This window comes from Micromonospora sp. NPDC005298, assembly GCF_040607375.1.
Taxonomy (GTDB): domain Bacteria; phylum Actinomycetota; class Actinomycetes; order Mycobacteriales; family Micromonosporaceae; genus Micromonospora.
The window spans coordinates 60,863-74,062 of sequence record NZ_JBEXGP010000021.1 but is presented as its reverse complement, the minus strand read 5'-3'; the positions used below and the strand labels follow the sequence as shown (position 1 = coordinate 74,062).

General features: G+C 71.3%; 16 protein-coding genes. 7 read left to right on the top strand and 9 right to left on the bottom strand.

The window, feature by feature from the left end:
* Nucleotides 1–86: 86 nt before the first annotated feature.
* Complete coding sequence (locus tag ABZS77_RS24040; RefSeq protein ID WP_354826751.1) at nucleotides 87–320, bottom strand: sulfurtransferase TusA family protein; 234 nt, start codon at nucleotides 318–320, stop codon at nucleotides 87–89.
* Nucleotides 317–1,468, bottom strand: coding sequence for an aminotransferase class V-fold PLP-dependent enzyme (locus ABZS77_RS24035; protein WP_354826748.1), 1,152 nt, complete (start codon nucleotides 1,466–1,468; stop codon nucleotides 317–319). Before ABZS77_RS24035 ends, ABZS77_RS24040 begins: the two co-directional genes overlap by 4 nt.
* 194 nt (nucleotides 1,469–1,662) lie before the next feature.
* Here ABZS77_RS24035 and coxB point away from each other — a divergent pair, with 194 nt between their 5' ends.
* On the top strand, nucleotides 1,663–2,634 hold the full coding sequence (coxB, locus tag ABZS77_RS24030) for a cytochrome c oxidase subunit II (RefSeq protein WP_354826745.1): 972 nt from the start codon (nucleotides 1,663–1,665) through the stop codon (nucleotides 2,632–2,634).
* A gap of 10 nt (nucleotides 2,635–2,644) precedes the next feature.
* Nucleotides 2,645–3,070, top strand: a complete 426-nt coding sequence (locus ABZS77_RS24025) for a cytochrome c oxidase subunit 4 (protein ID WP_354826742.1) — start codon at nucleotides 2,645–2,647, stop codon at nucleotides 3,068–3,070.
* A 73-nt stretch (nucleotides 3,071–3,143) separates the two neighbouring features.
* On the opposite strand, the gene ABZS77_RS24020 is transcribed toward ABZS77_RS24025, so the two are convergent.
* From ABZS77_RS24020 to ABZS77_RS24005, 4 genes are all read right to left on the bottom strand, one after another.
* Nucleotides 3,144–3,350 (bottom strand): hypothetical protein, encoded by a 207-nt coding sequence (locus ABZS77_RS24020; RefSeq protein WP_354826739.1) that lies wholly within the window; start codon nucleotides 3,348–3,350, stop codon nucleotides 3,144–3,146.
* Nucleotides 3,351–3,484: 134 nt separating this feature from the next.
* Entirely contained in the window at nucleotides 3,485–4,531 is a 1,047-nt protein-coding gene (trpD, locus tag ABZS77_RS24015; RefSeq protein ID WP_354826736.1) for an anthranilate phosphoribosyltransferase, read from the bottom strand.
* A 91-nt stretch (nucleotides 4,532–4,622) separates the two neighbouring features.
* Nucleotides 4,623–5,018 carry a hypothetical protein gene (locus tag ABZS77_RS24010; RefSeq protein WP_354826734.1) on the bottom strand — a complete coding sequence of 132 codons (396 nt, stop codon included), beginning with the start codon at nucleotides 5,016–5,018 and terminating at the stop codon, nucleotides 4,623–4,625.
* Between the two features lie 107 nt (nucleotides 5,019–5,125).
* Entirely contained in the window at nucleotides 5,126–6,055 is a 930-nt protein-coding gene (locus tag ABZS77_RS24005; protein WP_354826942.1) for a cytochrome c oxidase assembly protein, read from the bottom strand.
* A 99-nt stretch (nucleotides 6,056–6,154) separates the two neighbouring features.
* Between ABZS77_RS24005 and ABZS77_RS24000 the strand changes: the two genes are divergently transcribed.
* The 5 genes from ABZS77_RS24000 (at nucleotide 6,155) to ABZS77_RS23980 (ending at nucleotide 11,324) form a co-directional block, all read left to right on the top strand.
* Nucleotides 6,155–6,754, top strand: coding sequence for a heme-copper oxidase subunit III (locus tag ABZS77_RS24000; protein ID WP_139585788.1), 600 nt, complete (start codon nucleotides 6,155–6,157; stop codon nucleotides 6,752–6,754).
* Nucleotides 6,755–6,824: 70 nt separating this feature from the next.
* Entirely contained in the window at nucleotides 6,825–7,661 is an 837-nt protein-coding gene (locus ABZS77_RS23995; protein ID WP_354826731.1) for a cytochrome c, read from the top strand.
* A gap of 64 nt (nucleotides 7,662–7,725) precedes the next feature.
* Nucleotides 7,726–8,814 (top strand): Rieske 2Fe-2S domain-containing protein, encoded by a 1,089-nt coding sequence (locus ABZS77_RS23990; RefSeq protein ID WP_354826728.1) that lies wholly within the window; start codon nucleotides 7,726–7,728, stop codon nucleotides 8,812–8,814.
* The gene (locus tag ABZS77_RS23985) at nucleotides 8,811–10,442 is read left to right on the top strand and encodes a cytochrome b N-terminal domain-containing protein (protein WP_354826725.1); all 1,632 of its coding nucleotides are present in this window, start codon (nucleotides 8,811–8,813) and stop codon (nucleotides 10,440–10,442) included. The genes ABZS77_RS23990 and ABZS77_RS23985 overlap by 4 nt, the downstream gene beginning before the upstream one ends.
* A 192-nt stretch (nucleotides 10,443–10,634) precedes the next feature.
* Nucleotides 10,635–11,324: a DUF4142 domain-containing protein gene (locus ABZS77_RS23980; protein WP_354826722.1), complete on the top strand. Its 690-nt coding sequence runs from the start codon at nucleotides 10,635–10,637 to the stop codon at nucleotides 11,322–11,324.
* Nucleotides 11,325–11,393: 69 nt separating this feature from the next.
* Here ABZS77_RS23980 and ABZS77_RS23975 read toward each other — a convergent pair whose 3' ends face one another.
* From ABZS77_RS23975 to ABZS77_RS23965, 3 genes are all read right to left on the bottom strand, one after another.
* Nucleotides 11,394–11,681: an Lrp/AsnC ligand binding domain-containing protein gene (locus ABZS77_RS23975; protein WP_282257498.1), complete on the bottom strand. Its 288-nt coding sequence runs from the start codon at nucleotides 11,679–11,681 to the stop codon at nucleotides 11,394–11,396.
* A 79-nt stretch (nucleotides 11,682–11,760) separates the two neighbouring features.
* Entirely contained in the window at nucleotides 11,761–12,612 is an 852-nt protein-coding gene (locus tag ABZS77_RS23970; protein ID WP_354826718.1) for a sugar phosphate nucleotidyltransferase, read from the bottom strand.
* 14 nt (nucleotides 12,613–12,626) lie between these two features.
* Nucleotides 12,627–13,169: an NUDIX domain-containing protein gene (locus ABZS77_RS23965; protein ID WP_354826716.1), complete on the bottom strand. Its 543-nt coding sequence runs from the start codon at nucleotides 13,167–13,169 to the stop codon at nucleotides 12,627–12,629.
* Nucleotides 13,170–13,200 lie beyond the last annotated feature (31 nt).

Genomic DNA, 13,200 nt, shown 5'->3' with positions numbered 1-13,200 from the left:
CACTTTCTGCCGGGACGAGAGCCCGCGGAAGCCGCATATCGGCGACTGAAAGTGCAAGATCGCCCGGGGAGGGGCGGGGTGCGGGGTTAGTGCAGGCGGCGGATGTCGTAGGCGGGGCCTTCGGGGCCCGGTATGGCCCTGAGGAACTCCTGGCCGCGCATGCGGCACCAGGCCGGGAGGTCCACCGCCGCGGCCGGGTCGTCGGCGAGCACCCGGACGACCGTTCCGACGGGCACCTGGGGCATGCGACGTGCCGCCGCGATCACCGGCAGCGGGCAGCGCTGGCCCCGGCAGTCGAGCACCTCGTCGGGCATGGTCACAGCCCCACCACCCCGGCCTCGGCGCGCAGCCCCGCGACGATCCCGGGCAGCTCGGTGAGGAACCTCTCGACGTCCGCCTCGGTCGTCTCCCGGTGCAGGCTGACGCGAACGTTGCCGTGCGAGAGCACCCCCATCGCCTCCAGCACGTGTGAGGGCCGCAGCGTCGACGACGTGCACGACGAGCCGGACGACACGGCGAAGCCCCGCCGGTCCAACGCGTGCAGCAGCGCCTCGCCGTCGACGTACAGGCAGGAGAACGTCACCAGGTGGGGGAGCCGCAGCACCGGGTCGCCGACCACCTCCACGTCGGGCACCTCCGCCGCGACCCGCGCCCGGATCCGGTCCACCAGCGGCGCCAGCCGGGCCTGCTCGGCCGCCGCGTCGGCCGCCGCCGCGCGCAGGCTCGCCGCCGCCGCCACCACCGCCGGCAAATTCACCGACCCGGGGGTACGACCACCCTCCCGCTCGTCGGCCGGCCACGGTGACTCCCAGCGGGTGCCCTTGCGTACCGCCAGCACCCCCACCCCGGGCGGGCCACCCCACTTGTGCGCGCTGGCGGTGAGCACCGACCAGCCGGCCGGAAGCGGCACCCGGCCGGCCGACTGCGCCGCGTCGACGTACAGCGGCACCCCGGCGTCGGCGCACGCGGCGGCCGCCTCGGCGACCGGTTGCACCGTGCCCACCTCGTGGCTGGCGCTGATCAGGGCCGCCAGCGCGACACCGGGGGCGCGGACGGCAGCCGACCAGGCGTCCAGGTCCAGCCGGCCCAGCCGGTCGACCGGCACCTCGTCGGCGGTGCCGCCGGCCGCGACGTGCCGCTCGGCGGCGTGCAGCACCGCGGAGTGCTCGATCGCCGAGTGCACGAGCGTCGACCCGACCCGGCGCCGCCCGGCCAGGCCGCCGAGCACCGCGCCGTGCGCGGCCGTCGTACCGCTGGACGTGAAGGACACCTCGTCGGCGCGGACGCCGAGCGTCTGCGCGGTGGCCTCGCGGGCGGCGTCGAGCAACTGCCGGGCGCGGCGGGCCTGGGTGTAGAGCCGGCCCGGGTCGGCCCAGCCGTCGTCGAGGGCGGCCAGCAACGCCTGCCGGGCGACCGGATGCGTCGGCGCGGCGGTCGCCGCGTCCAGGTAGACCGGGGATCCGCTCACGGGACCTCTGCTCCTCGCACTCACGGATCCCCACGCTATCGCGGCGGTATGCCCAGGATCCCCCCGATGGGGGCGGACAGTGACCCCACCACGGCCGAGTCCGTCATGGTCGAGTAATCTGCGACCGTCGGTGACGCCTTTGCCGTCGGTGCCGAGGACAGACGCACCGCGGCGCGCTAGGGAGGCAGGACCAGGTGGTCGCAAGGAGTTCGGAGGTACGGCCGTCGGCCGTACGGCACAGCGCTTCCCCAGGGGCCGGTGGGCGCCGGCGGCGCGGTGCTGGTCGGCTGGCCGGGCTCGGTCTCGGTGGCGTGGCGCTGCTGGTCCTGCTCACGGGCTGTGACGTTGGAGCGGCGTTCGACGGCTTCGGCTGGCCGCAGGGGGGCATCTCGGCGGAGTCCCGGCGGATGTACGACCTGTGGATCGCCTCCTGCATCGCCGCCCTCGCGGTGGGTGTCTTCGTGTGGGGCCTGATCTTCTGGTGTGTCGTGCGCTACCGCAAGCGTGGCAACGCGCTGCCGGTGCAGACCCGCTACAACATGCCGATGGAGTTCCTCTACACCATCGCGCCGATCCTGATCGTCTCGGTGCTCTTCTACTACACGGCGATCGTGCAGACCGACGTGGACAAGCTGTCGAAGAACCCGGACGTCACGGTCGAGGTCGTCGCGTTCAAGTGGAACTGGCAGTTCAACTACCGCGACGGGCAGGGCCCGGAGGCCCGGACCACCGCGTCGACGCTCGGCACCAGCGAGGTCATCCCGGTGCTGGTGCTGCCGACAAACCGGTCGATCCGGTTCGAGGAGACCAGCCGCGACGTCATCCACTCCTTCTGGGTGCCGGAGCTGCTCTTCAAGCGGGACGTCATGCCCGGCAAGATCCGCAACGTGTTCGAGGTCTCCAGCCTGGAGACCGAGGGCGCCTTCGTCGGGCGCTGCGCCGAACTGTGCGGCAGCTACCACGCGTTCATGAACTTCGAGCTGCGGGTCGTCTCGCCGGAGAAGTACGACCAGTTCCTCGCGGCGAAGCAGGGCGGCAAGTCGACCCAGGACGCGCTCGCCGCGATCGGTGAGGAGCCGTACGCGGAGACCACCAAGCCGTTCGACACCCGGCGGACGCAGAGCAACTTCAACCCGGACGACGCTCCGGCCTTCCCGGGAAGCTGAGGGCAGTCGCATGAAGACCGAGTGGCGTATCTTCCTGATCATCGCCGGGTTCCTCTTCGGCGCCACCATCCTGTACGGCGCGTGGACGCACGGTGAGTCCGGCCACGTCGAGTGGGTGGGCACCGTCGCCCTGCTGCTGTCGTTCCTGCTGTGCACGATGTGCGGTGGCTTCTTCTGGTTCGTCTCGCGCCGGATCGACCTGCGCCCGGAGGACCGCCCGGACGCCGAGATCGCCGACGGCGCTGGCGAGGTCGGCTTCTTCAGCCCCGGCAGCTACTGGCCGTTCGGTCTGGCGCTGGCCGCCGCGATCGCCGCGCTGGGCATGGTGTTCTGGCAGTACTGGCTGATCGGCGCCGGCCTGGTGGCCGTCGTCTTCGCCGCCTGCGGGCTGCTGTTCGAGTACTACACCGGCACCCGGCGCACCGCCGAGCACTGATCCACCCCGAGCGCCGCGAAGGCCCGTTCCCCGGTGGGGGAGCGGGCCTTCGTCATGCCCCGGCCTGACGTGGTCAGGCGGCGCGGCGGCGGACGGGCTCAGGACGTCGCCGGTCGGCCAGCCGGGTGACCCGGAACGCGAACGTGGCGATCACCACTGCCGCACCGCAGCCGGTGCAGATCAGCTCGGGACAGTCGGTGCCGTGGCCGTCGGCGCACGGCGGCGCCTCGAACGCTGCCACGCCCTCGCAGACGTCGCAGTAGAGCTCGCGGTGCGACACGGGCGTCTCCTCTCAATCCGGGCGACCCACCCCCGGACGCGACAGTGCCGCACGGACGGGAGCGGAGAACTACTCGGCTGTACTTTCCCACCCGGGTCCGACAATTCCCCGCCCGGTCCCCTCCGGGCGTCGGGTCAGGCGGCGGTGGACGCCTCGATCCAGCGGTCCAGGGTCCCGGCCGCCGCCCCGGAGTCGATCGACTCGGCGGCCCGGTCCAGGCCCGCGCGCAGCGCCTCGGTCAGGTCGCCGTCCAGTGGGCCCTGGGTGGCCAGCGCCGCCGCCGCGTTGACGAGCACCGCGTCCCGGACCGGACCCTTCTCGCCGGCCAGCAGGCGACGGGCCACGCCGGCGTTGTAGGCGGCGTCACCGCCGCGCAGGTCGGCGAGGGTGGCCCGGGGTACCCCCAGGTCCGTCGCGTCCAGCACGGCCTCCCGTACGGTGCCGCCCTGCGCCACCCAGACCCGGGTCGGCGCGGCGGTGGTGAACTCGTCGAGCCCGTCCTCGCCGCGCATCACGATCGCCGAGTCGCCCCGGCCGGCGAACACGCTCGCCATCACCGGGGCCATCCGGGAGTCGAAACAGCCGACCGCGCCGGCCCGGGGGCGCGCCGGGTTGGTCAGCGGGCCGAGGAAGTTGAAGAAGGTGGGCACACCCACCTCACGGCGGACCGGACCGGCGTGCCGCATCCCTGGGTGGAACCGGGCCGCGAAGCAGAACCCGATGCCGGCCTCCTCGACACAGCGGGCGACCTGCTCCGGGCCGAGGTCCAGCGGGATGCCCAGGAACTCCAGCAGGTCGGCGGTGCCGCACAGGGAGGACGCGGCGCGGTTGCCGTGCTTGACGACGCGGACGCCCGCGCCGGCCACCACCAGCGCCGTCATCGTGGAGATGTTGACCGTGTGGGCGAGATCACCGCCGGTGCCGACCACGTCGAGCGCGGTGTCGCGCAGGTCGTCGGAGAGCACCACCGGGACCGAGCGGCCCAGCATCGCCTCCACCAGGCCGGCCAGCTCGGCCGGGGTCTCGCCCTTGGCCCGCAGCGCCACGGCGAAGGCGGCGATCTGCGCGGCGCTCGCCGAGCCGGTCATGATCTCGTCCATCGCCCAGGCGGTGTCGGCGGTGGTCAGCTCCTCGCCGCGCAGCAGCGCGTTGAGCAGGTGCGGCCAGGTCCGATCGCCCATGGCGGGCCTCCCGAGCGTACGAAGTGCGGGTGGGCTGGAACCGGCGCCGACGTGTCCGGCGCCGGGGTGACGGTGCCGGAGGGCTGGGACGTCAGGCGGGTGCGTGCGTCCGCAGCAGCTCGGCCACCGTGCCTCCGGTGGTCACCGGGTCGAGGGGGTGCATCAGCGTGGCGTCGACCTCGGCGTACGCGGCGAGCCATCGGTCGGCGGCGCGGGCGATCACCAGGCAGGTCGGGGGCGCGTCGTCCCGGTCGTCCTTGATCTGCCGGGCGATGCCGATGCCACCGCCGGGGCTGGCCTCACCGTCGAGCAGCAGCAGGTCGATCTCGTAGTCGTCGACCAGCCGGATGGTCTCGGCGTACGTCGACGCGTCGACGAACTCGATGCGCAGCCCGGGCGCGGGACGGGTGCCGACGGCGAGCCGCATCCGGTCCCGGACCTGCGGGTCGTCACTGTAGAGCAAAACGGTGCAAAGACGATCGCTCATGCCGGCACTCCGCTTTCACCTCGTAGCTGCCCGCCGATCGTACCGGTCGACGTGACGCAGTCGACATCGCGCCCGACGTCGCCGGCCGGGCGTACCGTCTGCGCAGCTCAGACGGCCGCCGGCCCGGCGGTGCGCTCGCGGGCCTCCTGGCGGTCCAGTTCACGGTCGACCCGGCGGGCCTCCCGCTCGGACTGCTTGACCCACTGCACGACGAGCACGGCGAGCATGGTGACGCTGACGAACTCGCCGCCGGCCCACAGGATGCCGCCGGCGACCACCTGGTCGTCCCAGGGGTCGGACCAGCTCAGGTTGAGCGACGGGTACCAGTCGCCGCCGAAGAGGGTGCTGCTCTGCATGATCGTGAGACCGAGCACGGTGTGGAACGGCACGGACAGCAGCATCAGCAGCGCCCGCGCCGGGTACGGCCAGCGGCCGGGCAGCGGGTCGAGACCGAGCAGCGGCCAGAAGAACACGCAGCCGGTCAGGATGAAGTGCGCGTGCACCAGCTCGTGCGCCCACGCGTGTTCGAGCGTGAAGCGGTACAGGTCACTGAAGTACAGCGCGAACGGGTTGACCACGAAGATGGCGAACGCCACAAGGGGGAAGCTGTACACCCGGGCGACGCGACTGTGCACGATCGCCAGCAGGCGCTTGCGCGGCCCGACCGGCAGGGTCCGCAGGGCCAGGGTCATCGGCGCGCCGAGCGCCAAGAAGATCGGCGACACCATGGAGAGCACCATGTGCTGGATCATGTGCACCGACAGCAGCGCGGTGTCGTACGCGTGCAGTCCGCTGATGGTGACCAGCGCGATGCCGCCCAGGCCGGGGCCGAGGAAGAACACCGTACGGGCGACCGGCCAGCGGTCGCCGCGGACGCGCAGCCGGTGCACTCCGTAGAGGTACAGGCCGGCGGCGAGCACCAGGCCGAGGGCCAGCCAGCTGTCCAGCCTGGTCTCGGTCAGCACCCGACCGACGGTGAACGGCGGCGGGGCCGAGGTGGCGGCGAGGATCGGATCGACGTGCAGCACGCTTTTCAGGCTAGGCCAGGCGAACCGGACCTCGACGCCCGGGCCACGGAAGGCGCAGGTTTGCCACCCCGCTGATCGCCGGCCCCGGTCAGGGGCAATAATGACGGCGTGACTGCGGCCCCAGCCATTGACAAGAGCCGGATCCACTCCCTGACCCGACCGAACATGGTCAGCGTCGGGACGATCGTGTGGCTCTCCAGCGAACTCATGTTCTTCGCGGCGCTGTTCGCGATGTACTTCTCCATCCGCGCTGCGGCGCCGGAGCAATGGGAGAAGCACACCGAGCACCTGAACATCCCGTACGCGACCACCTTCACCGTGATCCTGGTGCTCTCGTCGGTGACGTGCCAGCTCGGTGTCTTCGCGGCGGAGAAGGGTGACGTGCACGCGCTACGGCGCTGGTTCACCGTCACGTTCGTGATGGGCCTGATCTTCGTGCTCGGCCAGCTGAACGAGTACCGCGAGCTGGTGCACGAGGGTGTCAAGATCAACGAAGACGGTTACGGGTCGATGTTCTACCTGACCACCGGCTTCCACGGTCTGCACGTGACCGGCGGTCTGATCGCCTTCATCATCTTCATGGTCCGTACGACCATGGGCCGGTTCACGCCGGCGCAGGCGACCTCGGCGATCGTCGTGTCCTACTACTGGCACTTCGTCGACGTCGTGTGGATCGGGCTGTACGCCATGATCTACTGGCTCCAGTGATCTTGCGCGTCACACTCCGCACTGCTGCTCCGTCCCCTGAGACAGGTCCAACCGGTTAAGGACACCGCTCATGACTTCTGACAACGACCGCCGACGCGGCCTGCTCGCGCGGTTGCGCGGGCGGCCCGCCGCGCGCAGCAGGGGCCGCCGCCGGCTGGGCGCCGCGGTCCGGCTGTTCGCCGCGCTGATGCTCGCCGGTGGCGCCTACACCGTCTTCGCCCCCGGTGCGCAGGCACAGGACAACCCGCCGCTGACCGGCGCCGCAGCCGAGGGCAAGGCGCTGTTCGACGTGAGCTGTGTGACCTGTCACGGACGCAACGCCCAGGGCGTCGAGGGTCGCGGACCGAGCCTGGTCGGCGTCGGCGCGGCCTCGGTCGAGTTCCAGGTCAGCTCCGGCCGGATGCCGATGGCCCGGCAGGAGGCCCAGGCGCACCGCAAGCCCCCGGTCTTCGCCGACGAGCAGACCCGCCAGCTGGCCCAGTACATCCAGGAGCTCGGCGGCGGCCCGGTCGTCCCCGAGGGCGACGAGCTGCGCGACGGCGGCAACGTCGCGGCCGGCGGCGAGCTGTTCCGGATCAACTGCTCGCAGTGCCACGCCTTCGGTGGCGGTGGCGGCGCGCTCTCCTCGGGCAAGTTCGCCCCCAGCCTGCACCCGGCCACCGACCGGCAGATCTACGCGGCGATGCTGAGCGGCCCGCAGAACATGCCGGTGTTCGGCGACAACCAGCTCCGGCCGGAGCAGAAGGCCGACATCATCGCGTACATCCAGGAGACGCTGAAGCACGACCAGGACCCGGGCGGGTTCAACCTCGGTCGGTACGGGCCGTCCACCGAGGGCCTGGCGATTTTCCTGGTTGGCATCGTGGCGCTCGTCTTCGCCAGCCTGTGGATTGCGGGCAAGTCGTGACCGAGCGGATCATCCGATTCAGTGCTGTGGTGCCGAGCGGCGCCACCCGTAGCGAGGTGACGGCATGAGCACCCACACCGAGCACCAGGCCTCGCAGGGCCCGGAGCCGCTCGACGTGAACGACCCCAAGCTGACCCGGTTCGACATCGTCCGCGAGGGCGCGCGCCGGGACGACATCGAGATCGTGCACTACGAGCCGCAGGTGCTGCCCGGCACCAAGGCCGAGCGGCGGCTGACCCGGGTCGTGGCCGGGTTCTTCCTGATCACCGGCCTGGCGGCGACCGCCTTCCTGGCCGTCTACATCTGGTGGCCGTGGCAGTACGAGCCGGGCCGCGGCGGCGACAAGTTCTACACGCCGCTGCTCGGCGCCACCCTCGGTGTGGCCCTGCTGGCGGTCGGCTTCGGCATCCTCACCTGGGGCAAGAAGTTGCTGCCCAAGGAGGTCTCGATCCAGGACCGGCACGAGGGTCAGGTCGACGCCGAGGGGCGCACCATCACCGGCCAGACCATGCTCTACATGGCCGACGAGCTGGGTGTGAAGCGTCGCCCGCTGCTCGGCATCTCGCTGCTCGCCGGTCTCGCGCCGGTCGGCGCGGTCGTCGCGGCGCCCCTGGTCGGCGGTCTGATCTCCCAGCCGCACAAGAACAACCAGATGTTCACCACCGGGTTCAGCGCGGCCGAGGGCGGCGAACGGATCCGCCTGGTCCGTGAGGACGGTCGCCCGATCCGCCCGGCGGACATCAGCGCCGGTGGCCAGCTGACCGTCTTCCCCGGTATCGACCACGGCGTGAGCAACCGGCACGCCGACTCGCCGACGCTGCTGATCCACCTTCGGGACACCGACGCGCAGGAGTCGCGCCGGGCCAACGAGCGGATCGGCCACGGCGACTACATGTGGGGCAACTACGCGGCGTTCTCCAAGATCTGCACGCACGCCGGTTGCCCGGCCAGCCTGTACGAGCAGCAGACCAACCGGCTGCTCTGCCCGTGCCACCAGTCCCAGTTCCTGATCACCGACAACGCCAAGCCCGTCTTCGGCCCTGCCAGCCGGCGGCTGCCGCAGTTGCCCATCGAGGTCGACTCCGAGGGCTTCTTCGTGGCGAAGTCCGACTACACCGAGACCGTCGGGCCTGATTTCTGGGAGCGGCCATGAAGCGTCGAAAGTTGGACCTGGCGGCCACGCCGGGCAAGGCCGCGGTCGGAGTGGACGACCGCTTCGCGGTGGCCACGCCACTGCGCAAGCTGCTGAACAAGGTCTTCCCGGACCACTGGTCGTTCCTGCTCGGCGAGATCGCGCTGTTCTCGTTCGTCGTGCTGCTGCTGACCGGTGTGTTCCTCACCTTCTTCTTCGAGCCGGCGATGACCGAGGTGGTCTACGACGGCAGCTACGCGCCGTTGCAGGGCACCCCGATGTCCGCCGCGTACGCCTCCAGCCTGGACATCTCGTTCGATGTCCGCGGCGGTCTGGTGATGCGGCAGATGCACCACTGGGCGGCGCTGCTGTTCATGGCCGCCATCGTCGTGCACATGCTGCGGGTGTTCTTCACGGGCGCCTTCCGCAAGCCGCGTGAGACCAACTGGATCATCGGTTCGCTGCTGTTCTGGGTGGGCTTCCTGGCCGGCTTCACCGGCTACTCGTTGCCGGACGACGGCCTGTCCGGCACCGGCCTGCGGATCGCCTCGGCGATCATGCTGTCCATCCCGGTGATCGGCTCCTGGGTCACGTCCTCGGTCTTCGGTGGCGAGTTCCCCGGCACGATCATCATCAGCCGGTTCTTCATCGCCCACGTGCTGCTCATCCCAGGTCTGCTGGTCGCCCTGATCAGCGTCCACCTCGGGCTGGTCTTCAAGCAGAAGCACACCCAGTGGCCCGGCCCCGGCCGGACCAACAACAACGTGGTCGGCGAGCGGATGTTCCCGCGGTACGCGTTGAAGCAGGGCGGCTTCTTCATGGTCGTCTTCGGCGTCATCGCGCTGATGGGCGGTCTGTTCCAGATCAACCCGATCTGGCTGTTCGGCCCGTACGAGGCGTGGGTGGTCTCGGCCGCCAGCCAGCCCGACTGGTACGTCATGTTCCTCGACGGCTCGACGCGACTCATGCCGGCCTGGGAGATCAACATCCCGATCGGCGACGGGTACGTCATCCCGCCGCTGTTCTGGCCGACGGTCGTGCTGCCCGGCATCCTGGTCGGCCTGTCGACGATGTACCCGTTCCTGGAGGCACGGCAGCTCAAGGACCGTAAGAGCCACAACCTGCTCCAGCGTCCCCGGGACGTTCCGGCCCGTACCGCCGTCGGCGCCATGGCCGTCGCGTTCTACATCGTCCTGACGCTCTCCGGCGCCAACGACGTGATCGCGGACAAGTTCCAGATCAGCCTGAACGCGATGACCTGGGCGGGCCGGATCGGCCTGCTGGTGGTCCCGCCGCTGGCGTACTACGTCACCTACCGGCTCTGCCTGGGTCTGCAGCAGCACGACCGGGAGGTGCTCGCGCACGGCGTCGAGACCGGCATCATCCGGCGCCTGCCGGACGGCCGGTTCGTCGAGGTGCACCAGCCGCTCAGCGCGGCTGACGGGCACGCCGACGGCCACGGTGAGCTGGAGTACGTGGGCTGGGTGGTGCCCAAGAAGATGAACCGGCTCGGTGCCCTCGGCCCGGCCATCCGGGGCTTCTTCTACCCGATCGAGAAGCCGGTCGAGGCGCCGGTCTCGCCGGGGCACCCGCCGGTCGAGGCGCGGCCCGAGCGCGAGGAGATCGGCAGCGGCGAGAGCCGCCGCTGACCGCCTGATCGCACCGTTACGAGGCGTCCGTCGGATTTCCGGCGGGCGTCTCGTCGTGTCCGCGTCCGCCGCCCATCCGACCAGGAGTGGGACGGCCACGGCGGGACCGGTCGACCCCGCGCGTCGGGCGATCGCAGGAATAACCCCGGTGAGCCGGGTATCCGTGCGGTCCAACGTCTCAAGGGGGGGAACATGTTGGGTATCAAACGCCTCGGCCTGTTGGCCGCGCTGGTCCTGGTCGGGGTCGCGCCGGCCGCGGCCGCGCAGGCCGCGGCACAGCCGTCGACGCAGGACACCCAGTATCTGCAGGCGGTGCACCAGGTCAACCTGTTCGAGATCACCGCCGGTGACCTGGCCCAGCAGAAGGGCCAGAACCAGGGGGTGAAGGACCTGGGCGCGATGTTCAAGACCGACCACACGCAGCTGGACCAGACGGTGCAGCAGCTCGCGTCCCAGCTCAACGTGCAGCTCCCGAACGAGCCCAGCGCGGATCAGCAGGCGGTCATCACCAAGCTGAACAACGCCAGCGGTGAGCAGTTCGACAAGGAGTGGGTGACCGCGCAGCTCGCCGGTCACGTCCAGGCCATCCAGGCCACCCAGACGGAGATCTCGCAGGGCTCCGAGCAGTCGGTGGTCCAGCTGGCCCAGACCGCCCTGCCGACGCTGCAGGCGCACTACGACGAGCTGGTGCAGCTCGCCAACCAGCTCGGCATCCCGGTCCCGCAGACCAGCGCCAGCGGTACGCCCAGCCCGGGCGGCACCGGCACTGAGTCGCCGGTCCCGGGTGGCACGGGCACCGAGTCGCCGGCTCCGGGTGGCGGCACCGAGTCGCCGGCTCCGGGCGGCGGCACCACCGAGACGCCGGCTCCCAGCGAGAGCTGACGTAGCGGCAGCAGACGGCCGGTCCACCCCCGCGCGGGGGTGGACCGGCCGCCGTGCGTCCGGTGGTGGTCAGTCGGCGCCGGCCAGGCCGATCGCGAACGCCTCCTCCAGGTCATGCTGGGAGTACGCCCGGAAGGCGATGTGCGACTCGGTGTTCAGGACGCCCGGCACCTTGGAGATGCTGCCCGCGATGACCTGGGCGATCTGGTCGAACTCGCGGACCCGGACGATGGCGATGAGGTCGACGTGCCCGGCCACCGAGTAGACCTCGCTGACGCCGGGAAGGTTGGCCAGGGTCTCCGCCACCTCGGGGATCGCGTCGGTGGCGCAGTCGATCAGCACGATCGCGGTGATCACGGGGCATTTCTCCGTTCGTCGGCGTCGCCACCCATGCTAGATGTTCCCGGTCGACCCCGGCGGCGGGAGTCGTCGGGGCTCAGCCCTGCGCGGCGGCGGGCACGGTGCGACCGTCCCCGAACCGGATCACGTCGTGCAGCCGTTCGGTGTCGCGGACGACAGCCCCCGGCCACACCACGGTGCGGCACACGTCGCCGCTCACCCGCGCGCCCGCGCCGACGACCGACTCCACGCAGTGTCCGGTCACCGTCGCGGACGCCTCGACCAGGACCCCACCGCCGGCGGCGTGCAGGTTGGCCGCCAGGTAGTCGGCCGGGGTGCCGGTGTCGAAGAAGGTGCCCGGATAGGGCACCACCTCCAGCTCACCGGCCGCCTCGGCGGGCCGCCAGAGCGCGCGGACCAGGTCGGAGAAGACCACCGGCAGGTCGCGGACCAGCCGCCAGGGCAGCAGCGAGAAGCCGGTGAAGCGGTGCCCGTCGAAGGTGCCCGGCGCCGTCGGGTCCGCGGCGGGCTGGCCGAGCAGGCGTACGGTGTGCCCGTCCCAGCCGTCGAACAACGCGGCCACGTCGGGGCCCGGGGGAGCCGCCGGGTCGGCGAGGTACGCGTCGGCGTTGCCGACCAGCACCGGCCGGCCGTCGATCCAGTTCCGCAGGTTGGCCACCCCGCCCGCGGTGCCCAGCGGCTCGCCGGGTTCCACCGACAGGTGGGCGCGGTCGCCGACGTGCGCGACCACCTGGTCGGCGAGGTAGCACGCGTTGACCGCGACGCGACCCGGCCCGGTCAGGTCGAGCCCGGCCAGCCGGGCCAACGCCCGGTCCAGCAGCGGCACGTTGCCCACCGGGCACAGCGCCTTGGGGACGTGTTCGGTGAGCGGACGCAGCCGGGTGCCCTCGCCGGCGGCGAGCACCACCGCGCACACCTCCGGCGGCACGCCGGCCGTCCCGCTCACGGCGTGGCGTCGGGCACCGGTGGCGGAAACTGCCCGGCCAGCGGCCCGATGTCGTAGTAGGCGAGCAGTCGGGCCGTCGACCAGCTCAGCTTGGGCAGGTCGTCCAGCGGATGCCAGGCGGCCTCGAAGACCTCCGCGCCGTCGACCACCAGCTCGGTGCTGGACGCCGGCACCTCCGTCTCGAAGACCACGTCAACCCAGCCCTTGGCGTGCACGATGGCGTTCGGGACGGCGGGACGCAACCGGGACGGGGCAAGCCGGACGCCGGACTCCTCGAACAGTTCCCGGGCCGCGCCCACCACCGGCGGCTCGCCGCGGTTCAGCAGGCCAGCGGGCAGCGACCAACCCTTGCCGGGCGGTTGGCGCAGCAGCAACAACCGGCCCGCGCCCGTCGCCTCGGAATCGCGGACCAGGGTGACCGCGCCGACGATGTACTTCGGCACCGCCAGCTTGACCAGGCGCCGGCGTACCGGCAGGGGCAGCCGGTAGAAGGCCTGGTAGAAGAGGGCCCGGCCGGTGACGCGGGAGCGGGGGATCATGACTCCAGGCTAGTGGTCACGAATGTCCTTC